The following is a 26481-nucleotide window of genomic DNA, read 5'->3' as shown; positions in this document are numbered from 1 at the left end:
TAGGGTTCTCATGATTTATTTACTTCCGTTTTTCACCGTTATGATTTGGGGTGGTAACTCAATTGTGAACAAGATGGCTGCGAGCGCCATTGAACCAAGTGCGATGAGTTTCTACCGTTGGTTTGTCGCAATGGTACTCCTAACGCCATTTTGCCTGCCTGCAATCATCAAACAACGACACATTATTCGACCTTACTTAGCTAAGTTGGCGTTTCTTGCGTTACTTGGTATGGTTCTCAACCAGTCACTTGGATACTATGCCGGTTTAACAACAACGGCCTCTAATATGGCCCTGATCACCTCTTTAGTTCCGTTGATCAGTGTGTTTTTAAGTGTCCCATTGCTCGGTAAATCTATATCAATGTTAAGTATCGTCGGTGGTGTCATTTCGCTCGGCGGCTTGGCATTTATGCTTGGTCACGGTGATATCACTTACTTTTTACATCAAGACTTAACGCAAGGTGACAGCTTAATGCTCGTTGCTGCCATGGTATACGCGGCTTATTGTGTTCTGCTAAAACGCTGGAAAATGCCATTCAGTAGTTTGACTCTGGTTTACATGCAGGGCTTCTTTTCTGTTTTGATGCTCACACCACTTTGGCTCTCTAGTGAGCAACTGTTACCAAGCCAAGACGCGCTACCATTAATCGCTTATGCTGGTATTGCTGCTTCCATTTTCGCGCCGCTGATGTGGGTCAAAGCGATTGATTCAATTGGTGCTGATTCAAGTGCTATGTTCATGAACCTAATGCCTGTGGTTTCCGTCATACTTGCTTCAACACTAATTGGTGAGAAAATTTACGCTTACCATATTATTGGTGGGTTGTTAGTCATCTCTGGCGTTATCCTGTCGCAAATAAAAGTAAGACAGAGAAAACTATTGTCCAATTCTGAGATTGCCTCTACCGCCAATTAACATCTACACCTCAAGCCACAGAACTACGCTGTGGCTTGTCACTTCCAGCGTTCGAATAAAAGTTAATATTTTGTTTCATTCGCTATTCCCGAAAATTCATCTTGCTGCTAAATTGGGAAAACAATAACCCATCAAGGAAAGACAGATGAGCAGTGGTCAAAGAGACATTACCCTTCGCTTTTTAGCAGAACCCAGCGACGTAAATTTTGGCGGAAAAGTGCACGGCGGCGCCGTAATGAAATGGATCGACTTGGCAGCGTACGCCTGTTCTGCAGCGTGGAGTGGTAAATATTGCATTACCGCATATGCTGGCGGCATTCGGTTTGTTGCTCCGATTCATGTCGGCAACTTAGTCGAAGTTAGCGCGAAAGTCATTTATACCGGACGAAGCTCAATGCACATTGCGATTGACGTGCAAGCTAGTGATCCAAAGCAAATGAAAAACAGACTCACCACTCACTGTATCGTTATCATGGTTGCTGTAGATGAAAACGGAAAACCAACCGATGTACCGAAATGGATTCCAGAGTCAGATGAAGACAAAGCCTTAGAGCAATCCGCTATCCGTCTTATGAACATGCGTAAAGAGATTGGGGAAGAAATGGAAGCACACGTTAAATATCTCAAGTAACTGGCATCCGTTTAGAACGCTATTAAGTACCTCAACGTTACCCAGACCCAGAGTGTGGAGCAACATCATGGTTTTGCCATTTGTTTCACGCTCGCCCTTCTCTGTCATAAATCCTTCACCTAGCTTTGCTTAAATCCATCCATTATTTTAGAGTTGGATAGAGTTTGGATCTTGAGACTAAAAGAAACGACCTTAAGTGAAGAGACGTTGACCAATTTAAAAGCGGTCGAGTACCAGTGGGTGAGAACCATGTACGTCGAGGGGTATAACGAAACAGAAATTAATCATTACATTCAAACTTGCTTTGGCGGTGACGTTACCTTTGCTAATCTATTTCGTCGCGTCGCACTGCAGCAAGAAAGTTTGTACACGCTGCTTCAATACGTTGGATGCGCACCTTCCAGCCGAGAGTTTTAATCTCTTCCTTCCCTACCTCAATTTAGCTTTTTACTAAGCTCTAGTTATTTATGTGAAGTGCTACGCAGGGCATTATTCAAGCCCTGTGTAATCCATTGCAAAGCCGCTAATCTCTGTCTACTTATTGCAAAATTGCCTTTAACAGGCATAAAAAAACCTGAGTCTAAACTCAGGTTATGGTTACAAAAACTGTTAGTGATTGAATCGTAAGGAACTAAGCTAACAGCCAGCTATGCGTAACGCCAATAAAAGCCAAGATATTACTGATCGGCGGCCAAACCAAAATTGTAATATCCGTGCTAAGTATAAGGGCGACCATGTGGTCGCCCTTTTCTAGTTATTCTTATCAATCTCAGACCACAAGAGATTATCCTTTCACACCACCAGCGGTTAGACCACCAACCAACCAGCGCTGCGCAAGTAAGAATACGGCAGTGATTGGCACTGCTGAAAGTACAGCAGCTGCGGCAAAGTCACCCCACAAGTAGTTTTGTGGATATAGGTATTGCTGCATACCCACTGCAAGTGTGTACGAGTCTACATCAGAAAGCAGTAGTGACGCTACAGGAACTTCACCAATTACCATGATGAACGACAATATGAAGACTACCGCTAGGATTGGCACAGACAGTGGCAGCAATACCAAACGGAATGCTTGCCATGGTGTAGCACCATCAAGAGCCGCCGCTTCTTCTAGAGACGAGTCAATACTTTCGAAGTAGCCTTTAATGGTCCAAACGTGCAGTGCGATACCACCTAAGTAAGCGAAAATCAGACCGCCATGCGTGTTCAGACCAAGGAAAGGAATGTACTGACCCAGTTTGTCGAACAACGCGTACAGAGCAACCAGTGCCAACACCGCAGGGAACATCTGGAAGATCATCATCGCTTTAAGAATGGTGTTCTTACCTTTGAACTTCATACGAGCAAACGCGTAAGCCGATGTGGTTGATAGAGCCACGATTAGGATTGCAGAAATACCACCCACTTTTACCGAGTTCCATAGCCATGTCATTACTGGGAATGGTGGCGGTGTAACTGTACCGTCTGGATTAGTCACCGAGAAACCTAATGCCAATTTCCAGTGATCAAGTGTTGGGTTGTCTGGGATCAGGCTACCCGTTGCAAAGTTACCTTCACGGAATGAAATCGCGATGATCATCAGTAAAGGGAAAATAATCAGTGCCAAGAATGCCCACATCGCAATATGAGTAGCCCAAACACGATACTTTAATGACTTACCTTGTACCATTGCCATTGTAATTTCTCCTTAGTCCTGAGCTACTTTAGTTACACGTAGGTTGATAAGTGCCAATGCGCCAACCAATAGGAAGATAAGCGTTGCTACCGCACTTGCTAGACCGAAGTCTTGACCACCAGCACCTTCGAATGCGATTCGGTAGGTGTAACTTACTAGCAGGTCGGTGTAACCCGCAGGCTCTGATGTACCAATCATGTTTGGACCACCGCCAGTCAACAACTGGATAAGTACGAAGTTGTTGAAGTTAAATGCAAAACTCGCGATCAACAATGGTGTTAACGGCTTCAACATCATTGGTAGTGTGATACGTGTGAAGTTCGTGACAAAGTTCGCACCATCAATTGCTGATGCTTCATATAAATCGTCTGGAATCGCTTTTAGTAAGCCCATACACAAAATCATCATGTAAGGGAAACCAAGCCAAGTGTTAACAATTAAGATCATGGTTTTCGCCATGAACGGATCAGAGAACCAAGCCGGGCTAATGCCGAATAAGCCTTCCAACAACATGTTGATCTCACCAAAGCTTTGGTTAAACAAACCTTTAAAGATCAAGATAGAAATAAACGCCGGAACTGCATAAGGCAGGATTAGCAACAAACGGTAAACTGAGCGACCTTTAAGTGCTTCCCACTGAACCACACTGGCAAGGACAAGACCAATAACAAGCGTAAATAATACGGTTAGCGCAGAGAAAACAATGGTCCAGATAAAGATACTGATAAACGGCTCTTTGATACCATCATCTTTCCAAACACGCTCAAAGTTGTGGGTACCAATGTTCACCACGAAACCTGGTGACACTGTGCTACCAACAAATTGACCGTTTTCATCGACAGGCTGGTAGTAACCTACTTCCATATTTGGACGTAGCGTTTCTTCAGTCCGGTTGTTGTAAAGCGTTTCACCATCTTCTTGTAATGTGTACAAAGGTACAACTGCAGCAAATTTGCGCAGCCCACTCATGCGGATATCATCACCACTTGGCAAATGTAAATCGACACTGCTCAACGCACTGCGGTTCTTAACAATCGCCTTGATTGATTCTTTTTCACCCGTTACTTCTTCAATTGGTGAAAGATCAAACTCCGATGCTGAAAGGTTATCAAGCTGAAAAGTCGGGCTTGCAAGTAGCTCACCATCTTTTTCAACCACAAGTTGATGGCCTTGCTCCGTTTTATACAAAGTGAACGGGTAGCTATCACCACTTTGGTAAGTTCGGTCCAAAAGTACGTTCTGAGCGCGATCAAAAGAGAGTTGGTTCTTCGCGCTATAGTTGGTAAACGCCAAACCTATGGTGTACGCCAAAGGAAAAAGAATGAAAAGGATCATCCCTGCTATACCAGGGTAGATGTAACGGTGTGCGTACGTCTTTTTACTACCAAAGATGAACAACGCTAAAGCGGTAAGAATGAGCGTAAGTAGTGCAAACGCAATCTCACCGCGAGAATACATAAGGATTGTTGCGTAGCCATTGATGATGCCGACTGTGCCTAAAAGTGACCATTTCATGAACACTTTTTTGCTGCTCGGAAGGCTGGCTTCTGGTGCTGTCATAGCATTTGTACCTTGAACTGACTGCATAGGGAACCTGCTAGCGAATATAGAATAAATATAGAAAAGTAAGGAGGAGTTGCCTCCTCCTTAAAAAGGTCTTACTTAATTATTTAGTCATTTGTTTTTCTGCATCTGCAAGAGCTGCATCGACAGTTTGACGACCGTCAACTACGTTGATGATTGCGTTCTTAGCCGCACCCCAGAATGCGTTCATTTGAGGGATATTTGGCATGATTTCGCCGTTCATCGCATTGTCCATTGTTGCTGCGATACGAGTATCTGAATCTAGCTCACGTTGGAACGAGTTAAGTGCTACCGCACCTAGAGGCTTATCGTTGTTAACCATACGTAGGCCATCGTTTGTTAGTAGGTAGTTCTCAATGAACTCAACTGCTAGGTCTTTGTTTGGAGACGCAGTGCTGATACCAGCCGTTAGAACACCAACGAATGGCTTAGAAGATTGACCTTGGAACTTAGGTAGCGTAGTCACGCCGTAGTTAACGCCAGACTTCTCAATGTTGCCCCAAGACCATGGACCGTTGATCGTCATCGCTGTTTTGCCTTGGTTGAACGCAGATTCAGACACGGAGTAATCCATATCCGCAGAGATTACGCCTTTATCAACTAAGCCTTTTACGAAGCTCATTGCGTCTTTAACGCCTTCTTTCGCGATACCAGCGTCTTTAACATCGTAACCTTCAGAAGTGTATTTGAACGCGTAGCCGCCATCAGCCGCCATTAGTGGCCAAGTGAAGTACGGTTCTTTTAGGTTCCACATGATTGCAGACTTGCCATCTTTTTTAAGTTTTGCATCTAATGCTGCAACCTCTTCCCAAGACTTTGGTGGGTTTGGAACTAGGTCTTTGTTGTAGATTAGAGATAGAGACTCAACCGCAACTGGATAGCCGATCAATTTGCCGTCGTAACGTACTGCATCCCAAGCGAAATCAACGATACCTTCTTGAATATTCTTAGAAGGTTTAATTTCTGCTAGCAGGCCAGCTTCTGCGTAACCACCGAAACGGTCGTGAGCCCAGAATACGATATCAGGACCGTCGCCAGTCGCTGCAGTTTGAGGGAATTTGTCTTGAAGGCCATCTGGGTGAGCCACAGTCACTTTAATGCCTGTGTCTTCTTCAAATTTCTTACCAACTTCAGCAAGGCCGTTGTAGCCTTTATCACCGTTGATCCAGATAGTAAGTTGTCCTTCTTCGATGGCAGCATTAGCACCAAAAGAACCCAAAGCAACAAGAGTACCTAGTGCTACAGCGCTTAACTTTTTCATGTTCGTATCCTTTTTATATTTTTGATGTAGGGCTAGTCCATTGAGGTTCAGCCGTATTTCGACATATATCATCTGAAATAATCCAATATGTCTCATCCTCCTAATCCCTACGCCCTTACAATTATGACGTATTTTCGTGATCTAAATCGCCAAGGGTAAGAGACTCAAATCACAAAATGGATAGTTCCTGTGATCAGTTTCAACTTTAGGTGATGCAATAATGTGATTTCCGACCAACTGCTTTCTTCCTCCTCCTTTTTTACTCCTCCCTTTCTACTCCCCCTACAATTATTTCTATTAGGAGGATGTCGCACTACGCACAATCTTAGAAACTGCAGTCATCCAAGAGTGGATGGTAAGAACCCTTTCCCAGCAGTACCTACCCTATAGGTAAAAAAGATTTGCTGGTTTTGCATTGCCAGACGAGTGGAATGTCATTATTAGTGTTGTTTGTGGTAATTATTTCACGGGGGAGACAATACGAATAATGTGGGGGAGAGAAACTCGTACTTGGCTATGATGGGTAGCACTTCTATTCAGGACATTTTATTGAAGTGCTACCCTACTTTTCTTACCAACCGCAAGAACTTACCGATTCCTACTGTTACTGCTCGCTAGATAATTCATATAATGATGAGCGGTGAATAATAAAAAATTGATCGAGGACGAGCTACATGGCGAGTGTCACGTTAAAAAATGTTTGTAAAGCGTATGGCGACGTACTGATTTCTAAGAACGTAGACCTAACAATCAACGAAGGTGAATTTGTTGTTTTCGTAGGTCCATCAGGTTGTGGTAAATCTACCCTTTTACGTTGTATTGCCGGTCTTGAAGACATTACTTCAGGTGATTTGTATATTGGTGACCAGCGCATGAATGACGTCGAACCATCCAAACGTGGTGTTGGTATGGTATTCCAGTCTTACGCTCTTTACCCGCACCTTAACCTATATGACAACATGTCATTTGGCTTGAAACTAGCAAAAGCAGACAAAGCAGAAATCGACAAGCGTGTTGAACAAGCAGCAGAAATCCTACAACTAGGCCACTTGCTTGAGCGCCAACCAAAAGCACTTTCTGGTGGACAACGTCAACGTGTGGCGATTGGCCGAACATTGGTATCGCAGCCAAATGTATTCCTTCTAGACGAGCCACTATCAAACTTGGATGCGGCACTGCGTGTAAACATGCGTGCACAAATCACGAAACTTCAGCGCCAACTTGGTTGTACCATGATCTACGTAACGCACGATCAGGTAGAAGCGATGACAATGGCAGATAAAATCGTTGTACTAGACGGCGGTTATGTATCGCAAGTTGGTAAGCCGCTTGAACTTTACCATTACCCACAAAACCGCTTTGTAGCTGGCTTTATCGGTTCTCCGAAAATGAACTTCATGAGCGTATTCATTGATGAAGTAGAAGCAGAGCGCGTCAAAGTTCAACTATCTAACGGCGTATCTTTCTGGATTCCGGTGGATGGTACAACAGTTAACCGCGGCGACCGAATGTCTTTAGGCATTCGCCCTGAGCACCTATTATCCGCTTCTGAAGCTGATGCAAGTATTCACGGTGAAGTGATGATTGTTGAGAAGCTAGGTAACGAAACTCAAGTATACCTAAATCTAGAAGGCGCGGACGCCGACGTTATTTTCCGTCAGCCGGACACGCTTGCAGTCGACACTGGCGATAAAATCGAGATCGGTATTCCAGCTCATCGTTGTCACCTGTTCCACAGTGATGGTCGCGCATGCCGCCGCCTATACAAAGAAAACGGCGTAGAAGTCGAATAGTTCATTCGTCCTTACTCAAAAAAATCCCTCTCAAGTGAGAGGGATTTTTTTATCTTAATAAATATCAGCAATTCGATACTAAATCATTAATCGTGAACGAATCAAATCACCCGTTTCTTCTACCCTCACATAAACCATTGTCTTTGTACTGATACTTCATTTTTAATACTTTTCCTCATTCCTCATAAGTAAGTACCAGCTTTTTCCTAACCCGCCAAACTTAGCCAAAGGGCTAAATATCATTCTTATTTCCACTTACCTCAACAAAGCAAATTTTTACACTTATCAACGATAATTACACGTGACAAAAAACTCAGCAGCATTCCACAGAATGCTCTGTGCACTAACTACTAATAACGTTCACGACACGGCAATTGGGGAAGACACCCAAGGGCGGTAGCGTGTCAGAAGGGAAACTGAGTCATGAAACAAAAAGGACTTATCCGCTCTCATGAGATGGAGTTCGCTTTTTTATATCGCATCTCAGATCTTGCTGTCATCGTCTCTTTTATGCTGCTTTTAGTGTTCAAAGACATGAATACTGCGATGGGGAAAGATTACGTCATATTGGCTTTCGTTGGAGGCATCTCCTTTCTATTTATGGCAGAAAGCGGCAATCTTTATCGCTCTTGGCGAACCAGTTCGTTTAAAGAGCAGATGTTTATTGTCTGTGTTGCTTGGGCGGTGACTTCTGCACTTATCTTTATTGTGCTGTATTTTTCTGAAGTCCATACCTTATTTGATAACACAATTTTAGCGCTGTGGTTTGCGATTACGCCCGCTCTGCTTTTAGCATGGCGAGTAACATTCCGTACCGGATTAGCCTATTTGAGAAAAAAAGGATTCAACACTCGCACTGCGATCATCATCGGCCAAACTCCTCACGGCATTACCCTAGCTAACGAAATTCAAAACCACACAGAACACGGCGTGCTTTTTGATGGCTTTTACGACGAACGATCTTCCGACAGATTGCCAAATTCTGATTATCCTATTAAAGGAGCTGTTGACCACGCCCTTGAGCGAGCTAAAAAAGGGGAAGTAGATTACGTCTATATCGCGATGCCAATGCACGCAAAAGAGCGCATTGCGTCACTTCTTAACCAATTCTCAGATACCACCGCAAATACGTATCTGATTCCCGACTTCTTCACTTATAACCTTTTACATTCTCGTTGGGCGCAGATCGGCCAAGTTCAAACACTAAGTGTCTTTGATACACCTTTTGCTGGAATTTCTTCTTGGGTAAAACGGTTTGAAGACATCTTGTTTTCGAGCATTATTTTGGTCTTAATCGCCCCTATTCTATTCGTCATTGCGATTGGCATTAAGGCAACTTCTAAAGGCCCTGTCATCTTTAAACAACATCGTTACGGTCTTGATGGACGCAAGATTGAAGTCTGGAAGTTCCGTTCAATGACAACCATGGATCAAGGTTCCAACGTGAAACAGGCGACAAAGAACGATCCTCGTATTACGCCTTTTGGCGGATTTCTACGTCGCACCTCTTTGGACGAACTACCTCAATTTATCAATGTACTGCAAGGGACCATGTCTATTGTCGGCCCACGCCCTCATGCCGTGGCACACAATGAAGAATACCGTCAGATCGTGGATCGCTACATGCTACGTCACAAAGTAAAACCAGGCATTACTGGCTGGGCACAGATTAATGGTTATCGCGGCGAAACCGACACCTTAGAAAAAATGGAAAAGAGAGTCGAGTTTGATTTGGATTACATCCACCATTGGTCGGTTTGGATGGACATCAAAATCATCTTTATGACCGTTTTCAAAGGCTTCACTGGTGCTAACGCTTACTAAGGTTGAGATTATGAAGAAACTGACAATGGCAATAGCATTGAGTCTGTTTTCTACTGACTTGCTCGCAGAACCGATGGCTTACCAAACCGAGTCTGGTATAGAGTTGATTCCCCTCGTAAAAACTTTCTACGAGGGAGATGACAACATCAATAAAGCGGAAAAATCCGGCAATGTAGAATCGGTCAATATTTGGGGTATAGAACCAAGCTTACTAGCACGTATAGAACGGAATCGCTATCGCGCAGATATTTTATATAAGTTAAAAGCTGGCTTTTCATCTGACGATCGCAATGACTTCGACGACCACACTTTTCAGTTTTCCAACTTTTTCGAATTTAATCATCGTCATCGTTTAGTGGTTGATTACCGTTTTCGCGCCCAGCATGAAGTTCGAGGAGAAGATATTACCGAAGGTAATGGTAGCGCAATCGACTCACCAATAGAGTTCAACCGTAACGATGTAAAAACCAATTATGTCTTTGGATCTAACGGTGCCAAAGGCAGACTCGAATTCGGTTTAGGCTATAGTGATAAAACCTATCAAAACTATCGTGACGGCTTGCCTGGGCGCCCAAACGCTAAAACTAAATACAACGATTTTCGAGCTCCCAATGCACATTTGGAGTTCTATTTAAGAGCGACGCCAAGAACCTATTGGTTAGTCGGAACAAACCAAATCGTAACCGAGTATCAGCACCGAAATTCTGCGCAGCCATCGAAAGATAACAACACCAGTTTCTATTACACCGGTGCCGAATGGGAAGTCACAGGAAAAACCAAAGGCATCGCTCGACTCGGTTATCAAATCAAAGATTTTGACAGCGCTCAACGAGAGACATTTAAAGGCTTTAGTTGGGATATCGGCTTTGAATGGTTGCCTCAAGAACAAACTCTAGTCAGCGTGAAAACCACTCAAGCGGCGGTTAACCCCGATCAAGATGGCGATTACAACCTACAAACTCGTTACCGACTGAACCTGAAGCACGATTGGAATAGTTACCTTGCAACTCGCTTAGGTGCTGTTTATCAACAAGATGATTACACGGGAATCTCCAGAAACGACGATCGGTACACTCTATCTTTTGGTATCGATTATCAGATCAAACGTTGGATACAGCTGCAAGCCGATTGGCAATACCAAGATAAAAACTCTAGCCGATCGGATTATAGCTTCGAACAAAATATTTGGACTTTAAGCGCACAGTTTTCTCTGTAAAAAGGATTATTAATGAAGGCATTCATCAAATTCATGAGTGTAGCGTTGTTGCTATTTAGCACTTTGGTCAACGCTGACTCAAACGAGGAAGATTACTTACTCGATACTGGCGATACCATTTCCGTGCAGGTCTATGGTGAAGAAGATCTTACGATTAAAAATATTCTAATAACGTCAGATGGCTACTTTGATTACCCCTACCTTGGCCGAATTAAAGCAATCAAAAAAACACCAAAACAACTCAAGTACGAAATAGAAACGGGCTTAAAAGGCGATTATCTCATCAATCCAAAAGTGATGGTCACCATCAATAACTTTCGTCTGTTTTACGTTAATGGAGAAGTCAGGAAACCTGGTGGATTTGAGTACCGTCCAGGGTTAACCATAGAGAAGGCCATCGCTCTAGCAGGTGGCTTGACCGACAGAGCCTCACGCAAAGGCATTAACCTCACCAAGCATAAAACAGGTCAAACGATGGAGGGGGTCAGTATGCACCGCAACGTTGAACCTGGTGACATTGTATTTATTGACCAGAGCTTCTTTTAAGTGACAGGGAATCAAATGAACGGGACTCATCCAAATAATCTCCAGATGAACAAAGTAGAACTGATTCGTTTTGGCCATCACTTCAAAGCGATTAAAAAGAATTGGCTAAGCATCGCAGCATTCACGCTTCTGTTCTCATTAACTTGTACTTGGTATATCTACTCCAAAGCATCGATATACCAAGCTACAGCTACGCTACTCATCCAAGAGGAGCAAAAAAGCGCCCTTTCAATCGAGGAAGTATATGGCGTCGACACGACAAAAAAAGAGTACTTTCAAACGCAAATCGCCATTTTAAAATCGAATCATATTGCAGATAAGGTCATTAGAGAGCTGAACCTTACCCAATTACCTGAATTCACAAGCTCAGGGGGGTTAAATAAAAAAATCGACCAAATAAAGTCGATTCCTTTTGTTCAAGACCTACTGAATGTGGCACCAAGCCCAAAAGAAACCGCGCAGTTTTCAGAGTCCTATTATCAGGCACTTCAAGCTTTCAGAAGTAAACTCGATATTGAGCCAGTACGTAACACCCAATTAGTCAGAATTCGCTTTCGTTCTAACGATCCTAAGCTTGCTACGACAATCGCCAACGCGGTCGGCCAAGCCTATATTGACGCAAATTTTGAAGCCAAATTGGTCGTTACACAAAATGCGGCTACTTGGTTGACAAATAACTCTCAAAAATTGGAGGAGCGATTACGTAACTCGGAGCAAGCGCTGCAAGAATTCTTGTTAAAAGAAGGGTTGATCGATATAAACGGTATTGATGAAATTTACGCAAATGAGCTAGAAGAACTCACTCGCAAGCTGAATATCGCTGTTAATAAGCGTATTGAAGCGCAGACGTTAATCCAACTGTTACGACGTAAATCTTCGCAAAGTTTAGACAGCTTGTTGTCAATTGATGAATTCGCTAATCAAGCGCAAATCCGCGATCTAAAATTGTCGGAAGCACAGGCAGCCAAAAATCTCTCTGAACTGGCACAGCGCTACGGACCTAAACATGATCGAATGATTCAGGCGAAAGCGCAGCTTGCTGAAATTCAATCTAGAACCCAGCAACTCATCCGTGACATTTCCTTCAGTAAGCAACAAGACCTTCTTGCTGCAAAAGCGCAAGAGGACATGCTTCGCGCAGAACTCGATAACAAAAAGTCAGACTTCCAATCGTTAGGGTCACAAAAAGCGCGTTACGAACAGTTAAAACGCGAGGTTGAATCCAATAAGGCACTCTATGAAGCGTTCTTAAATCGTGAGAAAGAGACCAACGCCACCAGCGACTACAAGAATGTCACTGCTCGCTTTACTGATAAAGCCATCATTCCTCTATTCCCGGTGGCACCACAACGAATCAAACTGGTACTAATTGCCACCTTTTTTGGCTTTGCCATTGCTTGCGCTCTAGTCATCATCTTAGAAACGATGCGAGAAGTTATCCGAAGCACAGCCGATGTGCAGGAAAAACTCGGTGTTACGTGTTTAGGTGTGATTCCTATGGTCAAAAAACGCAATTTGCGTAAAAACGGCGTCAGTTATACCGCGTATTTAGATGATGAAGAAAAGCTATTTAGTGAAGCTTGCCGCTCCGTCAGAACCTCGCTTCTGCTCAGATTAACCAACACGAAGCAAAAGATATTGCCCTTTACCTCTGCTATTCCAGAAGAAGGAAAAACATCAACCAGTATCAATATGGCGGTGTCGTTTTCAAAAATGGAAAAGGTATTGATCATCGACTGCGATTTACGTCGACCTTCCATAGCAAAGCGATTCGGTATTGCTGAATCAAGCCCTGGCTTAACGCATATCCTGACGATGGATACGCCAATCAAAGATTGTGTTACACATATAAAAGAAGCCAACTTAGATGTATTATCGGCCGGCCTAATTCCGCCAAACCCACAGGAATTATTGGCTTCTGATCGCTTTAAAAAGTTGCTCGAACATTTTCAAAATAAGTATGACCGGATCATTATCGATACACCGCCCCTACTGTCAGTGAGTGACGCACTTATTCTTGGTCAGTATGCCAATGGTCTGATTACCGTCATTCGCTCAGAATCGACAAAATCATCACTGGTTAACCTTGCGTTATCTAAACAAATACAACACTCAGTTCCATCTCTTGGCGTCTTAATCACACAAGCCAAGGCCAAGGAAGGAGAGACGCTTTATGTCCAGAAATACGCCTACTAACGTAAACCTATCTTGGTACCAAACGTTGAAAAGCCAAGAACAGCCGGTATTGATCTATCAAATGGGCAAAGTAGGTTCGAGTGCATTAGAGCATTCCATTCCTGACTCGATTCACTTGCACGACCTTATGACCGTCGATGCGCAAAAACAAATATCCCCCGTTAGAGCGCAATTGCATAAGCCTCAGATCAATGCGTTAAAGCGACGACTAAAGCGTATAACGATGAGCCATATGTTAAAGCGCAAAAAAAAAGTTCGAATTATCTCGCTGGTGCGTGAACCGATCGGACGAAATGTCTCAATGTTCTTTCAAGCACTTCCTTTTTGGATGGCGGACAAATATCTAAAGGATGACAGCGCAATACGTACCGAACGACCGCAATTACTCCAAGAAGCATTTGATAAGCACATGAATCATCAATATGCGCTGCAGTGGTTTGACAACGAGATCAAACAACTAACAGGGATTGATGTGTTTAACGAGTCTTTTAATCACGAAGTAGGCTATCAAACATACCATAACAATAACTTCTCACTGTTGGTCATTCGAAGTGACAAGCTAACAAAGGCTAACTCCGCAGTTGAAGACTTTTTAGGTTACCCCGTGGATGTTGTTTATGAAAATCAATCAGACAACAAATGGTACTCGCCACTACTGAAAGAATTCAAAACGCAATTTCAACCAACACCCGAGTACGTTGAAGAAATGCTGAATTCTAAATTGACGAAGCACTTTTTCTCAAATGCAGAAATCATCGACCTTAAACAGCAATATCTGACCAATTAATCATGAAAACCAAGATTCTACATATTATTAATGATCTTTCTCAGAACGGCGGTGCTCAGAAGTTCTTAGTCGACCTTGTTTTAGAACATAAGCCTGAATACGAAATCAAAATTTTGGTCTTGTGTGATGAAAATGATTACTTACCAATGCTATCCGCCCAAGGGATAGAGTGTTTTAACTGGCGCACATTGTCATTGAGTGAGAAATTCTCTTTGCTGCGTTGGCCGGATGTCGTTCACGGGCACCTCTACCCTTCCATTTACCTAGCGCTATTGGCGGTAGGTAAAAAACGAATCCAGACTGAGCACTGTTCTTATAACCGTCGACGTGACTATCCGCTGTTTAAGTTCATGGAATACGTCTTGTATTGGGGCCACGACTTGACGGTCAGTATTAGTGAAAAAGTACAAGATGAACTGGTGAAGTTCATGCCTCGCTACCAACACAAATATCACGTGGTGCACAATGGCGTTGATTTAAAAAGGTTTTCTATGACGCCAAGATGCGCCAGCCACCTAATCGACAAACCAGCTATCAAGATTGGAATGGTGGGCCGACTTCACCAACATAAAGATCATGAAACGCTTATCCAAGCACTTATCCATTTACCAAGACGATACGAACTCCACCTTGCGGGAGATGGAGAAAAAAAATCGTCACTGCAAGCATTGGCAACAAAAATCAACGTCGCGCAACGTGTTCACTTTCATGGCGTAGTTTCTGACGTTCCAGCCTTTTTGAACGACATGGATATTTATGTGCAATCGTCGCACGTCGAAGGCTTTGGTTTGGCGGCGGTTGAGGCAATGGCAGCAGGCTTACCCGTACTATCGTCGGACGTACCTGGTTTGGATGACGTCACCGGACGTGCCGAATATTTATTTCAAGTTGGTAACGCCACTGAACTGAGCCAAAAAGTTCTCCAACTGTGTGAAAGTGTTGAGCGGTATAACGCTGCAAGTCAATACTCCGTCAATAGGGCCTCTCTCTACACCGTCGATAAATTTCGTGAAGGTTACTATGGAATCTACCAGCAGCTTTGCGCCAACAAATAATTCCGCGCCATCGAGCCATCGCGCCTCATTGCTTGCAGCATGCCTATTAGCATTATTCTTTATTCCTATGAAGTTTCGTGCTGGAGGAATAGCGCTAGCCCCATCTGACATCGCAAGCCTTTTGTCCATTGGTTTTACTGCATTAGTGGTATTGGAAGGAAAAGCTGAAAAACTCATGCATCCCTGTATGGGGTTCCTCGTATTGTTCACTGGGTATGTGTTCATAAATGGTCTGCTAAATCGCGTCCCTTTAATGCCGCTAGTTATAGAAACTGTGCAATGGTTAGCGATTTTGTGCCTACTGAGCCTAATGTACGCCTATGGCGTGTTTGATGACGAACGGGTAATGGTATATTTCACGTATCTGTTGTTTTTCATCTGTACGCTCGTTGCCTTATGGCACTTTGCTCAGGGCTATCAAAGCGGGTTTAAGTTACTCGGGGTAAGTAAATACGGGTTCGGTGTACTGTGCTCACTACTGTACCTTTATCGAGATAAAATTCGCGCTTTCCACCTTTTGATGCTCGTAGCTTTAGTATTACTGGTGTTGTCACAAGAAAGAAAAGCGCTACTTGGTTTTTGTCTGCTTTTCTTCTTTGACCAACTGCTCGTAAAAAACTTAATGAAAAAATCGCTCAGCGAAACGTACACGTGGGCGATTTTATTAGCCTTGAGCTTCATTGTGTTTACTGCCGTCACAACCACACTCTACGTTGGGTTTGAAACTCTAGCAGACACATTGGAAATAACCCAAGAAGACGTCTTATTTGCCAACCAAAGTGAAGCCCGCTGGGTATCGAATCTTCATAGAAAACTTTTACTTGCCAATGGGCTAGATATTTTACTTCAACACCCAGTGTTAGGTGTCGGCGCGAAAATGTTACCCAACTTTATGATCAGTTACTTTAACTATGATGAGCTGGCGATCTACACCCACAACTTTGTGTTAGATACCGCAATTGAATACGGATTGCTTGGTATTGGTCTGCTGTTTGGTGGTTATTTTCTTTTTATTCGCTTTTGCTTCCGTAGTCTTAATGAAAACAGAAAAAGCCTATTACTTGCGATATACGCCCTCATCATGGTGTTTTTCGTTGCGGTAAACACCACCATAATTTTAATACTCTTATTACCCGTCATGATCAGCATGAGCAACGACTCAAGGGCCATTGCTCATACTTTTCCGGTAAACCATCACCACGAATATGAATAATCAAGGATAGGATAGATGAAGTATTCAATCTCTCGACAATTTGAAAAGAACCGAGAACTCCAAGCTGATAATTTTGTTTTAGTTTACCAAATGGGCAAAGTTGGCTCCTCATCAATTGAGCACACGCTAGGGGAGAAAAATATCCCGAGCTATCACATCCACACCTTTGATGATCACGAAGAATTTCACATGTATCACAATAAAAAAGACGTGAGTAAATTCTTCGACTTCCGAAACCGCGCACTCTATCGCTTAGTGCTCAAGCAGCGAAAACGTATCTTACAAAAACGCGAGCAGATTAAAATCGTTACGCTGGTCCGCGATCCAATCGCAACTGTCTTTTCTCGTTTCTTTCAAGACCTCCATTTGCAATTTATCGAAGGCAAAAAGAATGATGCAATTCACCGAGATATGGAAGTCACGTATCAGCACCTCGAGCATTGCTTTGATAACTATATCAATCTCAACTATTTTGCGGACTGGTTCGACAACGAGTTAAAGCGTAATTTCAATATCGATGTGATGCGCCAAGAGCTGGACAACACTCAACCTTTCTTCACATTCCAGAACGATCAGGCCAACGTCATGCTAATCAAATGCGAACAGCTCAGTTCGCTTGATAAAGAAATCGGTGAGTTTCTTGAGTTGCAAGACTTCGTACTGAAAAACAGCAACGAAGCGAAAAACAAGTGGTACTCCAATATCCACCAACACTTTAAGAATCACTACGACTTCTCAAAACTGTTCTATATGTACGATCTTCCCTTGTATCGCCACGTTTATTCAGAGCAAGAGCGTGATGCTTTTAAACACAAATGGATGCAAACACCAGGGACAAAATCATCATGAAGAAAGTACTCCATGTTACAGAAGCGTTTGGAGGTGGCGTTCAAACCGCCCTCTATAGTTATGTTCACTCATCCAGAGACGAGCCTTATCAACATTTCTTGCTAGCCAGAGCCCGAGAAAACGACTTGACCAATGAGAACAACCACCACATTTTCGTACAGACAAAGTGGGTAGAAGGCGGCTTGCTTCAATTTATTCGCGATGCAAACCACATGATTGCATCACTTGCTCCCGACGTCGTGCATTTGCACTCGAGTAAAGCGGGATTTCTCGGCCGATTTCTAAAGCTTGGCAAGGCACGCTTGGTTTACACACCGCACTGTTATGCCTTCGAACGTGAAGATATCTCAGAGCTTGCACGCCAGATCTATAAAGCACTAGAGAAAGTAAAACTGAGCAAAATTGATGTGGTTGCAGGCTGTAGCCAACGAGAGTGTGACCTAGCCATTAGCATTGGTGCGAAACATGCCGAACTGCTCAACAACTACGTGTCTTATCAAAGTGAAGATCGTAAAGAGCGAGACAAGCAAGAAGCGCTGAAGCTCGTTGTACTTGGTCGTGTCGCGCCCCAAAAAGATCCTCAGTTTCTTATCAGCACATTGCAGTTCCTTAATCGGTATGCGCTTAACCGCCCGATAGAGATCACATGGATAGGTGGCGGTGACCAAGTACTCGAACAGAAATTACGTACTGAAAATGTGGATGTAACGGGTATGCTGCCTCGCGATGAGGTAGTTGAAAAGCTCAAAGGTTCAGACCTTTATCTACATACTGCAGCATGGGAAGGGATGCCGTTAACCATTCTAGAAGCATCCAAGTTACATCTTCCTATGGTTATTCGGACCATCGGCGCAACCAAAGATCTCAACTACCCGTTTTTAGCGCTCACACCTGAAGAAATGGCCAAGCAGATCGCGCATTGTGTCAATCATTATGAAGAGATCGATTTTCGCCAATATACAGCAGAATTAAACAATGCCTTCAGTGAAGAAAAACAGCGCCTAGCACTCAATAAACTATACGGTTAAATGCTCCTATGTTTCACACTGTTCAACAAAAATTACTGTTGATGCCCAGCGGTAAAAAAAGCTTGTTATCTACTGGATTAAAAACCGCAATCACGCGTGTGTTGAGTGCGCTATTTGCTTTTTTACTGACTCTGATTGTATCGAAGACCAGTGACGCTTCGACGGCCGGTCAATTCTTCTTTTTATTCAACCTAGTCTCGCTACTCGCCATCGTTTCTCAGCTAGGTTTTGATGTCTCGTTAGTTCGTTACAATGCGATCGCTTTTAATAACAAAGAGAAGCTTGAACAAAGCCAAAACTATAAAACCGCACTTTATCGAAGTATGGCATTTTGCTTGCTCGCCATAGGCGTTTTGTTAGCAGGGTTTAATCTGTTTCCAGAACAGCTAAACCAGACTCAATCACCAATGTATGCGATTACTTTATGCTTGCTTTGCATACCTTTCTTGGTGCTTGCGCAAACCAACAGTCGGGTGCTTCAAGCATGTAGAAAAGTTGTATCATCTCTGTTTGCGTTGCAGCTTGGGGTAAGCATGTTGATGGTCATTTTTGTCTTTGCCCTAGACTATATCGGTCAGCAAAATATCAACAATCTAATGACCGCACTGCTTTTAGCGAGCATAGGTGTCGCGGTCATATCTAGTGCCAATTGGCTTGGCTCAGATCAATATCAAACATCGGCTTTCGTACCAAACAAAAAAATGGTCGCTTCTGCCAAGCAAGTCTGGGTTGGCAGTATCTTCACGAATGTTCTTCAGTGGGGAAGCCTTGTTATTGCGGGCTTTTTTATCTCAACAGCGGAACTCGGTTTGTTAGCCGCAGCCCAACGCACATCACTACTGATTGGCTTTGTGCTGATTACCATTAACTTTGTGGTCGCCCCGATGTTTGCCTCTCTCTACAAAGAGCGTCAAATGCGCAAACTGCAGAATCTGAGCCGCTTGGCGTGCCGAGCCAATGTTGGTTTAGCGATTGTACCCGTAATTATTTGCACCCTCTTCCCCGAGTTTGTAATGCAGTTTTTTGGTGAGGAGTTTCTCGCCGCGGCACCACTATTAGTCGTCCTTTCTCTGGGGCAGTTAGTCAATGTTGCGACTGGTTCAGTAGGTTTTTTATTATTAATGAGCGGTCATGAGAGAACCATGAAATACATTACAATTTCCTCCGGTACGGTGTCCATCTGCCTACTTGTTACGCTTTGCCAAATGTTTGGGGTGATTGGTGCAGCATGGGCAATGGCAATTGGCATGGCTATCCAGAATTTAGCTGCACTGTACTTTGTAAAACGTTACTTAGGCTTCTTTCCAATAGGTTAATTATGGCTTTAATACTGGCACGCACGAGTTTTGTTTTAGTCCTGACGCTAACCGCTTCACTCTCTCTGTGGAAAAGCTCTGACTTACACCATACTGCTTACCTGCAAATGGAAACCTACTTAGGCGGTTCGAGTACGCTTCACTTTACTTTCAGTTTATTGATCGGCTTTTTATCGGTCTTCACGTTCCCTTCTCTGGTGAGCTCGAATAAAACCGACGTTTTTGGGATTCGTCTTTTGCTACTGCTGTTAGCTATCGTTTCAATGGAAGAAATAAGCCAACTTTTCATTCCAAATCGATCATTTAGTTTTGATGATCTCAGCACCAACTGGATAGGCGTTATCTCAGGTTACTTTAGTGCCAAGTTAATTCGCTTCATCCGCACTCGATCGTTCTAGTAATACAGGAATCTCTGGGGGATTTGGGTATATAATTACGCCAAACAACCAGACTAACGAGTACATCATGCCATCTCATCCAACCAAGATTACTTTTTTTGAATTCTTAACCCCGTTGATCACGTCAGGCAAAAAGACGATAACGATTCGAGATGAATCAGAAAGCCATTACGTTCCCAATACAGAAGTCGAAGTTTTTACCTTAGAAACGGATCGTAAAGTCTGCGATATCAAGATACGTTCTGTAGAACCACTTCACTTTGAAGATATTAATGAGTTTCATGCAGAACAAGAAGCCATCGAACTACCAAAACTCAAGCAGTTAATTCGAGAAATCTACCCAAATACCGACACGCTATTTGTTATTGAGTATGAGCTGATTAAATAACCCACAACAAAGGCTAGACGACTGGTCTAATTCATTCTATAGTACACTTCATGAACGCAAAGACGAATGACACACGCCAACATATTCTCGACGTCGGATACGAGTTGATCGTAAACCGAGGGTTCACGAGTGTTGGTCTTTCAGAGCTATTAAAAAAGGCCGCAGTGCCAAAAGGTTCGTTTTATCATTACTTCAAATCCAAAGAACAATTTGGTGAAGCGATGATTCAAGACTACTTTACTAAGTATTTTGAGCGTTTAAACGCACGCTTTACCAATACTGAACTGAGTGGCTACCAACGCCTAATGAGCTATTTCGAAGAAATGGTCAAAGTAGAAGACGACGTGTGTAATGCGAACAAATGTTTATTGGTTAAGTTAAGTGCAGAAGTCTCCGATCTCTCTGAGTCAATGCGCTTGGCATTACGCCAAGGAGCAGACAAAACCATTCAAGCGATAGCGGATTGCATTGACATCGGCATTCAAGATGGCTCAATCCCCAATGGTGACAGTGCGTTATTAGCAAGGCAGATATACTACCTTTGGAATGGCGCTAGCTTGCTGAACAAACTTTATCAAGATCAGGCAGCATTGACGCAAAGTCTGACCTATACTCAACACTTACTGCAGAATACGCGCACTTGCCAATAACGGGCGGCGTGGAAGTAGAATGAACACCCTACACACGTTTCACTGTCAGAAAAAGCGTCAGTGTTAACACTGTAAACCTTCCCGCTTTAAATAAGCGGGATATTTTGAAACAAATACTAGACGACCGGTCTAATCAACAAGTGAGATAGATATGACTAACGCAACAAATCGCAGAATCGTACTCGCGTCACGTCCCCATGGTGCACCGACACAAGAAAACTTTCGTTTAGAAGAGGTAACGAAACCGACTCCGAAAGAGGGTGAAATGCTATTGAGAACGGTTTATTTATCTCTAGATCCATACATGCGTGGTCGCATGAGTGATGCCGAATCATACGCTGACCCTGTTGCAATTGATGACGTAATGGTCGGTGGTACAGTTTGTCAGGTAGAAACATCAAACCACCCAGATTACGAAGCGGGTGAATGGGTTCTTGCCTACACTGTTGGCTGGCAAGACTACGCTATCTCAACTGGTGAGATGGTCATTAAACTTGGTAAAGAACCGCAAAACCCTTCTTACGCGTTAGGCGTTGCAGGTATGCCAGGATTTACCGCGTACATGGGTTTACTCGACATTGGTCAGCCAAAACCAGGGGAAACCATCGTGGTAGCAGCTGCTACGGGGCCTGTAGGCGCAACAGTTGGTCAAATTGGTAAAATCAAAGGTTGCCGCGTTGTTGGTATAGCAGGCGGAGAAGAAAAATGCCGTTACGCTAAAGAGGTGCTTGGTTTCGATGAGTGTATTGATCACAAAGCTGAAGACTTTGCAGAACAACTGAAAAATGCCTGTGACAAAGGTATTGATGTTTACTTCGAAAACGTAGGTGGCAAAGTATTCGAGGCTGTAATGCCACTTCTGAATACAAATGCGCGTATCCCACTTTGTGGTTTGATTTCTCAGTACAACGCGACAGAGCTGCCTGAAGGTACCGACCACCTTCCATTACTAATGGGTAAGCTCCTGACCAAACGAATCAAGGTGCAAGGCTTCATCATTTTTGATGATTACGGACATCGTTACGGTGAATTTGCGCAAGATATTAATCAATGGTTGGCAGAAGGAAAGATCCAATACCGCGAACATCTAGTACAAGGACTGGATAATGCGCCAAAAGCATTCATCGGTCTGTTGGAAGGTAAGAATTTCGGCAAGCTTGTAGTACAGATTAACGACCCATTATAAAAAGGGATATGTAAATGATTAAACTTCACCACCTCAATCAGTCTCGTTCAAAGCGCATCATTTGGTTACTTGAAGAGCTAGATGTAAATTACGAAATTGTACCCTATGTCCGTGATTCCGTGACCTTCATGGCACCGCCAGAACTAAAAAGTGTTCACCCATTAGGAAAGTCACCTGTTCTTGAAGATAACGGCGAGATTATCATTGAGTCGGGTGCAATGACCGAATATTTGATTGAGAAATACAGTGACGGAGCCTTTGCTCCTGAGCGCGGTACAAAAGCACACACAGAATATTTGCAATGGATGCACTTTGCAGAAAGCTCTGCAATTTTACCTATGCTGCTAAAAATCTTCGTAAGCAAAGAGCCAAATGAAACTCAGTTTTTATCAGGCTATGCCGACAAGGAAGCAATGAATGTACTAGGCTACTTCGAGCAATCCTTAGAAGGCAAAACTTACCTAGTAGAAGAACGTCTGACTGGCGCTGACATCATGATGTCTTTCATTGTCGAATTGGTTCAAAAGTTTGGTTTAGTTAATCACTTCCCTAATATTGAACGTTATGGGAAACAGCTCGCGACACACCCAGCATTTGCAAAAGCTGAACAACTTGAAGTGAAGTACTCTTAATTACTTCCCCCCTTTCGCCCCTTTGATGACACGTAAAACTTCATTTAAGGGGCGATATTACTAGCATCGCAGACACGCTAACTGGATAGCGCTCCCCCCAGTCAATCGCATTCGAGAACGTCGATTGTTATGTCAATCAAGCTAATGTAGTAAATTTCTGATTCTAATATAGTTTCGACCATAGTCACCATCTATTGAATTGATAAGCAATATCAGTTTTCTCCTCCAGCTTTTCCGTAATAAGCTCCTCTACAGTTTCTAAGGTATTGAGCCCTGGAGGGGGAAGAAAAATGACAAACAAGAAATTGACTACAGCAGCAGGTTGCCCTGTCGCACATAACCAAAACGTTATGACTGCAGGTCCTCGTGGCCCTCAACTATTACAAGACGTTTGGTTCCTTGAAAAATTGGCACACTTTGACCGCGAAGTGATCCCTGAGCGTCGTATGCACGCAAAAGGTTCTGGTGCTTACGGTACGTTCACAGTAACGCACGACATCACAAAATACACTCGCGCTAAGATCTTCTCTGACATCGGCAAAAAAACAGAACTATTCGCTCGCTTCACTACTGTAGCTGGTGAGCGCGGTGCAGCAGACGCAGAACGCGACATCCGTGGTTTCGCACTAAAATTCTACACTGAAGAAGGTAACTGGGACTTGGTTGGTAACAACACACCAGTATTCTTCCTACGTGACCCACTAAAATTCCCAGACCTAAACCACGCAGTAAAACGCGACCCTCGCACTAACATGCGTAGCTCTACCAACAACTGGGATTTCTGGACATCACTACCAGAAGCATTCCACCAAGTGACTATCGTAATGAGTGACCGTGGTATCCCAGCGTCTTACCGTCATATGCATGGTTTTGGTAGCCACACATTCAGCTTCATCAACGCAGAAAACGAGCGTTACTGGGTGAAATTCCACTTCAAAACTCAGCAAGGCATCAAAAACCTAACTGACCAAGAAGCAGAAGCGATCGTAGGTAAAGACCGCGAAAGCCATCACCGTGACCTTTACGAAGCGATTGAGCGTCAAGACTTCCCTAAATGGAAGATGTACGTACAGATCATGCCTGAGCTAGAAGCGGATGAAGTCAACTTCAACCCATTCGACCTAACACGTGTATGGTCTCAAAAAGACTACCCACTGATCCCAGTTGGTGAGTTTGAACTGAACCGTAACCCAGAAAACTTCTACGCAGAAGTTGAGCAATCAGCGTTCAACCCAGCAGCAGTCGTACCTGGTATCGGCTTCTCTCCAGATAAAATGCTACAAGGTCGTCTGTTCGCTTACGGCGATGCTCAGCGTTACCGTCTAGGTGTGAACCACCATCAAATCCCAGTGAACACACCTCGTTGCCCTGTTCACAGCTACCACCGCGATGGCGCAATGCGCGTTGATGGCAACTTTGGTTCAACACTGGGTTACGAGCCAAACTACAAACAAGAATGGGCAGAGCAACCAGATTACTCTGAGCCACCTCTACGCATCAATGGCAACGCTGATCACTACGATCATCGTGTAGACGAAGACTACTTCAGCCAAGCGGGTGACCTATTCCGTCTGATGAGCGAAGAGCAACGTCAAACTCTGTTCGACAACACAGCTCGCGCAATGGACGGTGTGCCAGAGTTCATCCAACAGCGCCACGTTCAACACGCATACCAAGCGGACGAAGCGTACGGCAAAGGTCTTGAAATTGCACTAGGCTTAAACAAGTAAGCGAACGCTGCAATCATTACACTGTGTGATTTAAAGACGAAAAAAAGGAGGTGCTCTACAGCACCTCCTGATTTCAAATCACTAATCCTTAATCACAAGTCACAAAACATGCTCAAGGTGATTCATTATGATTAACTTAGATTTCTTTAAGCTCTTTGATACCAAAGAACTGTTTATCTATTACTGATTCATCAACTACTGATTTTTAGCTACCGCTTTGATCAGTACTGATGTATCCATGCGACCTAAACCATCACGTTGAAGGTCTGCGTATTGCTCATCCACTTTCTTAGTCAGTGGAAGTTCTAGACCCACTCGCTCAGCTTCTTGCAGACAGAAACCTAAGTCTTTGCGCATCCAATCAATAGCGAAGCCAAAATCGAACTTGTCTTCAGCCATCGTATTTGCGCGGTTTTCCATCTGCCAAGAACCTGCAGCGCCATGCTTAAGTGTTTCTACAACTTGAGCAATGTCCAAGCCTGATTTTTGTGCTAGCAACAAAGCTTCACTCAGACCTTGTAAAACGCCTCCAATACAGATTTGGTTTACCATCTTACAGCGTTGACCCTGACCGTTTTCACCCAGTAGCGTCATCTGCTTCGCGTACACATCCATCGCCGGAGACACACGGTCAAAAATGCTTTGTTCACCACCACACATGATGGTTAGAACACCATTTTCTGCGCCCGCTTGACCACCAGAAACTGGCGCATCAATAAAGTGATTACCGTACTTAACACACGCTTCAGCCAGCTCAACCGCTAGGTCTGCAGAAGTGGTCGTGTGATCGACTAGCACTGCGTCCGCTTTCAAGCCGACCAGAATGCCCTCTTCACCGTAAACAACGCTACGAACGTCATCATCATTACCCACACAGGTAAAAACGATGTCACAGCCTTCCGCCGCTTCACGTGGTGTTTCACAAGCTACGCCTTGGTATTCTTCAGCCCATTTGTCGGCTTTCGCTTTTGTGCGGTTGTATACTTTGGTTTCAAAGCCCGCTTTACTTAGGTAACCAGCCATTGGGTATCCCATCACACCCAGACCAATAAATGCTACTCGTTGTTTTTCCATTGCACGCTTCCCTTAGTTCACCTGACTGAAATGTTTCGTAACATGCTACTAAAGAATTGAAATCATTACTCGTGATTTCTCTTTCCTCGGTCTCGATGATCCTGCATTGCAGTCCGTTTATTGCGCCTTCTACACCCCTTTACTTGACGATTAGCGTAACAGTCAAAGCACTTACATAGGTTCACTACTGCTTAGCATGGAACATCGCTTGCCCACTCTTGTCCTTGTTCGACCAGAAATTGATGTTGAACTGAGCATCATCGCTCATCTCAATGCGGTGCCAGTACTGCGGTGGACTTGTAGCAAACTGGCCTGCATTAATCACCACCACTACTTCTGCTTCTGTGGCATTTTCATCAGCAAAGCCGTAGTAAGTCACTTGCCCTTCCATGACGCAAAGCTGTCCAAACACTCCCTCAGCGGTATTGTGATGAGTCAGTAGCGCTGGTGGCACATTGTCTTTAGTGAAGAAAGGCGTTGAACGTTGAACAGTCCAGTCTTTAGGAATTCTTAGATGCGACATAATGATACCC

Annotated in this window: 25 protein-coding genes; 20 read left to right on the top strand and 5 right to left on the bottom strand. The window is 43.8% G+C overall.

Translation table 11 applies throughout. The features are described from left to right. Positions 1–10: 10 nt before the first annotated feature. The 3 genes from L3V37_RS02265 to L3V37_RS02255 all read left to right on the top strand — a co-directional run bounded on the left by L3V37_RS02265 (position 11) and on the right by L3V37_RS02255 (position 1964). The gene (locus L3V37_RS02265) at positions 11–916 is read left to right on the top strand and encodes a DMT family transporter (protein WP_047101784.1); all 906 of its coding nucleotides are present in this window, start codon (positions 11–13) and stop codon (positions 914–916) included. A 145-nt stretch (positions 917–1061) separates the two neighbouring features. Then, entirely contained in the window at positions 1062–1547 is a 486-nt protein-coding gene (locus tag L3V37_RS02260; RefSeq protein WP_005375279.1) for an acyl-CoA thioesterase, read from the top strand. Positions 1548–1718: 171 nt separating this feature from the next. Continuing rightward, positions 1719–1964, top strand: a complete 246-nt coding sequence (locus L3V37_RS02255) for a hypothetical protein (RefSeq protein ID WP_005375277.1) — start codon at positions 1719–1721, stop codon at positions 1962–1964. A 367-nt stretch (positions 1965–2331) separates the two neighbouring features. Here the strand turns inward: L3V37_RS02255 and malG are convergent, their stop codons facing one another. From malG to malE, 3 genes are all read right to left on the bottom strand, one after another. Continuing rightward, positions 2332–3222, bottom strand: coding sequence for a maltose ABC transporter permease MalG (gene malG / locus L3V37_RS02250; protein WP_005375275.1), 891 nt, complete (start codon positions 3220–3222; stop codon positions 2332–2334). Positions 3223–3234: 12 nt separating this feature from the next. Further along, positions 3235–4809, bottom strand: a complete 1575-nt coding sequence (gene malF, locus L3V37_RS02245) for a maltose ABC transporter permease MalF (protein WP_005375273.1) — start codon at positions 4807–4809, stop codon at positions 3235–3237. 79 nt (positions 4810–4888) lie between these two features. Continuing rightward, positions 4889–6067, bottom strand: coding sequence for a maltose/maltodextrin ABC transporter substrate-binding protein MalE (gene malE / locus L3V37_RS02240; protein WP_005375272.1), 1179 nt, complete (start codon positions 6065–6067; stop codon positions 4889–4891). A 674-nt stretch (positions 6068–6741) separates the two neighbouring features. Here malE and malK point away from each other — a divergent pair. From malK to L3V37_RS02155, 17 genes are all read left to right on the top strand, one after another. Further along, a complete protein-coding gene (malK, locus tag L3V37_RS02235) occupies positions 6742–7860 on the top strand; it encodes a maltose/maltodextrin ABC transporter ATP-binding protein MalK (RefSeq protein ID WP_005375271.1) in 1119 nt (372 codons plus the stop codon). Between the two features lie 423 nt (positions 7861–8283). Continuing rightward, a complete protein-coding gene (locus L3V37_RS02230) occupies positions 8284–9684 on the top strand; it encodes an undecaprenyl-phosphate glucose phosphotransferase (protein ID WP_033906767.1) in 1401 nt (466 codons plus the stop codon). 10 nt (positions 9685–9694) lie between these two features. Then, positions 9695–10900: an outer membrane beta-barrel protein gene (locus tag L3V37_RS02225; protein ID WP_017635284.1), complete on the top strand. Its 1206-nt coding sequence runs from the start codon at positions 9695–9697 to the stop codon at positions 10898–10900. Between the two features lie 33 nt (positions 10901–10933). Beyond that, the gene (locus tag L3V37_RS02220) at positions 10934–11446 is read left to right on the top strand and encodes a polysaccharide biosynthesis/export family protein (RefSeq protein WP_005385846.1); all 513 of its coding nucleotides are present in this window, start codon (positions 10934–10936) and stop codon (positions 11444–11446) included. A 15-nt stretch (positions 11447–11461) separates the two neighbouring features. After that, positions 11462–13642 (top strand): polysaccharide biosynthesis tyrosine autokinase, encoded by a 2181-nt coding sequence (locus tag L3V37_RS02215; protein WP_237305751.1) that lies wholly within the window; start codon positions 11462–11464, stop codon positions 13640–13642. Then, positions 13620–14429, top strand: a complete 810-nt coding sequence (locus tag L3V37_RS02210) for a putative capsular polysaccharide synthesis family protein (protein WP_213867850.1) — start codon at positions 13620–13622, stop codon at positions 14427–14429. The genes L3V37_RS02215 and L3V37_RS02210 overlap by 23 nt, the downstream gene beginning before the upstream one ends. Before the next feature lie 2 nt (positions 14430–14431). Continuing rightward, positions 14432–15484 carry a glycosyltransferase gene (locus L3V37_RS02205; RefSeq protein WP_237305750.1) on the top strand — a complete coding sequence of 351 codons (1053 nt, stop codon included), beginning with the start codon at positions 14432–14434 and terminating at the stop codon, positions 15482–15484. After that, a complete protein-coding gene (locus L3V37_RS02200; RefSeq protein WP_237305749.1) occupies positions 15450–16697 on the top strand; it encodes an O-antigen ligase family protein in 1248 nt (415 codons plus the stop codon). Before L3V37_RS02205 ends, L3V37_RS02200 begins: the two co-directional genes overlap by 35 nt. Positions 16698–16712: 15 nt before the next feature. Beyond that, positions 16713–17546, top strand: coding sequence for a putative capsular polysaccharide synthesis family protein (locus L3V37_RS02195; protein WP_005375258.1), 834 nt, complete (start codon positions 16713–16715; stop codon positions 17544–17546). Beyond that, positions 17543–18574 carry a glycosyltransferase gene (locus tag L3V37_RS02190; protein WP_237305748.1) on the top strand — a complete coding sequence of 344 codons (1032 nt, stop codon included), beginning with the start codon at positions 17543–17545 and terminating at the stop codon, positions 18572–18574. Before L3V37_RS02195 ends, L3V37_RS02190 begins: the two co-directional genes overlap by 4 nt. An 8-nt stretch (positions 18575–18582) precedes the next feature. Then, the gene (locus tag L3V37_RS02185) at positions 18583–19890 is read left to right on the top strand and encodes an oligosaccharide flippase family protein (protein WP_213972875.1); all 1308 of its coding nucleotides are present in this window, start codon (positions 18583–18585) and stop codon (positions 19888–19890) included. A 2-nt stretch (positions 19891–19892) separates the two neighbouring features. Further along, a complete protein-coding gene (locus L3V37_RS02180; protein ID WP_017635292.1) occupies positions 19893–20288 on the top strand; it encodes a VanZ family protein in 396 nt (131 codons plus the stop codon). Positions 20289–20355: 67 nt separating this feature from the next. Then, complete coding sequence (gene yqfB, locus L3V37_RS02175) at positions 20356–20676, top strand: N(4)-acetylcytidine aminohydrolase (protein WP_005385855.1); 321 nt, start codon at positions 20356–20358, stop codon at positions 20674–20676. A 50-nt stretch (positions 20677–20726) separates the two neighbouring features. Continuing rightward, positions 20727–21326, top strand: a complete 600-nt coding sequence (locus L3V37_RS02170; RefSeq protein ID WP_237305747.1) for a TetR/AcrR family transcriptional regulator — start codon at positions 20727–20729, stop codon at positions 21324–21326. A gap of 151 nt (positions 21327–21477) precedes the next feature. Continuing rightward, entirely contained in the window at positions 21478–22512 is a 1035-nt protein-coding gene (locus L3V37_RS02165; protein WP_053350072.1) for an NADP-dependent oxidoreductase, read from the top strand. A 14-nt stretch (positions 22513–22526) separates the two neighbouring features. Beyond that, positions 22527–23144, top strand: a complete 618-nt coding sequence (locus L3V37_RS02160) for a glutathione S-transferase family protein (RefSeq protein WP_005375238.1) — start codon at positions 22527–22529, stop codon at positions 23142–23144. Positions 23145–23434: 290 nt separating this feature from the next. After that, positions 23435–24874: a catalase gene (locus L3V37_RS02155; protein ID WP_237305746.1), complete on the top strand. Its 1440-nt coding sequence runs from the start codon at positions 23435–23437 to the stop codon at positions 24872–24874. 195 nt (positions 24875–25069) lie between these two features. Here L3V37_RS02155 and L3V37_RS02150 read toward each other — a convergent pair whose 3' ends face one another. Both L3V37_RS02150 and L3V37_RS02145 read right to left on the bottom strand, forming a co-directional pair. Then, positions 25070–25948: an NAD(P)-dependent oxidoreductase gene (locus tag L3V37_RS02150; protein ID WP_017821261.1), complete on the bottom strand. Its 879-nt coding sequence runs from the start codon at positions 25946–25948 to the stop codon at positions 25070–25072. 184 nt (positions 25949–26132) lie between these two features. Next, a complete protein-coding gene (locus tag L3V37_RS02145; protein ID WP_005375231.1) occupies positions 26133–26471 on the bottom strand; it encodes a DUF1971 domain-containing protein in 339 nt (112 codons plus the stop codon). Positions 26472–26481: the final 10 nt, after the last annotated feature.

This window comes from Vibrio sp. D54, from assembly GCF_021728075.1.
In the GTDB taxonomy this organism is placed as follows: domain Bacteria; phylum Pseudomonadota; class Gammaproteobacteria; order Enterobacterales; family Vibrionaceae; genus Vibrio; species Vibrio alginolyticus.
The sequence above is the reverse complement of the archived record's forward strand: the minus strand, read 5'-3'. Positions and strand labels throughout refer to the sequence as shown.

Bases quoted from the DNA above. Each gene is read 5' to 3' on its own strand.
- L3V37_RS02265 (WP_047101784.1), top strand. From the start codon at position 11: ATGATTTATTTACTTCCGTTTTTCACCGTTATGATTTGGGGTGGTAAC.
- L3V37_RS02260 (WP_005375279.1), top strand. From the start codon at position 1,062: ATGAGCAGTGGTCAAAGAGACATTACCCTTCGCTTTTTAGCAGAACCC.
- malG (WP_005375275.1), bottom strand. From the start codon at position 3,222: ATGGCAATGGTACAAGGTAAGTCATTAAAGTATCGTGTTTGGGCTACT.
- malF (WP_005375273.1), bottom strand. From the start codon at position 4,809: ATGCAGTCAGTTCAAGGTACAAATGCTATGACAGCACCAGAAGCCAGC.
- malE (WP_005375272.1), bottom strand. From the start codon at position 6,067: ATGAAAAAGTTAAGCGCTGTAGCACTAGGTACTCTTGTTGCTTTGGGT.
- malK (WP_005375271.1), top strand. From the start codon at position 6,742: ATGGCGAGTGTCACGTTAAAAAATGTTTGTAAAGCGTATGGCGACGTA.
- L3V37_RS02230 (WP_033906767.1), top strand. From the start codon at position 8,284: ATGAAACAAAAAGGACTTATCCGCTCTCATGAGATGGAGTTCGCTTTT.
- L3V37_RS02225 (WP_017635284.1), top strand. From the start codon at position 9,695: ATGAAGAAACTGACAATGGCAATAGCATTGAGTCTGTTTTCTACTGAC.
- L3V37_RS02220 (WP_005385846.1), top strand. From the start codon at position 10,934: ATGAGTGTAGCGTTGTTGCTATTTAGCACTTTGGTCAACGCTGACTCA.
- L3V37_RS02215 (WP_237305751.1), top strand. From the start codon at position 11,462: ATGAACGGGACTCATCCAAATAATCTCCAGATGAACAAAGTAGAACTG.
- L3V37_RS02210 (WP_213867850.1), top strand. From the start codon at position 13,620: ATGTCCAGAAATACGCCTACTAACGTAAACCTATCTTGGTACCAAACG.
- L3V37_RS02205 (WP_237305750.1), top strand. From the start codon at position 14,432: ATGAAAACCAAGATTCTACATATTATTAATGATCTTTCTCAGAACGGC.
- L3V37_RS02200 (WP_237305749.1), top strand. From the start codon at position 15,450: ATGGAATCTACCAGCAGCTTTGCGCCAACAAATAATTCCGCGCCATCG.
- L3V37_RS02195 (WP_005375258.1), top strand. From the start codon at position 16,713: ATGAAGTATTCAATCTCTCGACAATTTGAAAAGAACCGAGAACTCCAA.
- L3V37_RS02190 (WP_237305748.1), top strand. From the start codon at position 17,543: ATGAAGAAAGTACTCCATGTTACAGAAGCGTTTGGAGGTGGCGTTCAA.
- L3V37_RS02185 (WP_213972875.1), top strand. From the start codon at position 18,583: ATGTTTCACACTGTTCAACAAAAATTACTGTTGATGCCCAGCGGTAAA.
- L3V37_RS02180 (WP_017635292.1), top strand. From the start codon at position 19,893: ATGGCTTTAATACTGGCACGCACGAGTTTTGTTTTAGTCCTGACGCTA.
- yqfB (WP_005385855.1), top strand. From the start codon at position 20,356: ATGCCATCTCATCCAACCAAGATTACTTTTTTTGAATTCTTAACCCCG.
- L3V37_RS02170 (WP_237305747.1), top strand. From the start codon at position 20,727: ATGAACGCAAAGACGAATGACACACGCCAACATATTCTCGACGTCGGA.
- L3V37_RS02165 (WP_053350072.1), top strand. From the start codon at position 21,478: ATGACTAACGCAACAAATCGCAGAATCGTACTCGCGTCACGTCCCCAT.
- L3V37_RS02160 (WP_005375238.1), top strand. From the start codon at position 22,527: ATGATTAAACTTCACCACCTCAATCAGTCTCGTTCAAAGCGCATCATT.
- L3V37_RS02155 (WP_237305746.1), top strand. From the start codon at position 23,435: ATGACAAACAAGAAATTGACTACAGCAGCAGGTTGCCCTGTCGCACAT.
- L3V37_RS02150 (WP_017821261.1), bottom strand. From the start codon at position 25,948: ATGGAAAAACAACGAGTAGCATTTATTGGTCTGGGTGTGATGGGATAC.
- L3V37_RS02145 (WP_005375231.1), bottom strand. From the start codon at position 26,471: ATGTCGCATCTAAGAATTCCTAAAGACTGGACTGTTCAACGTTCAACG.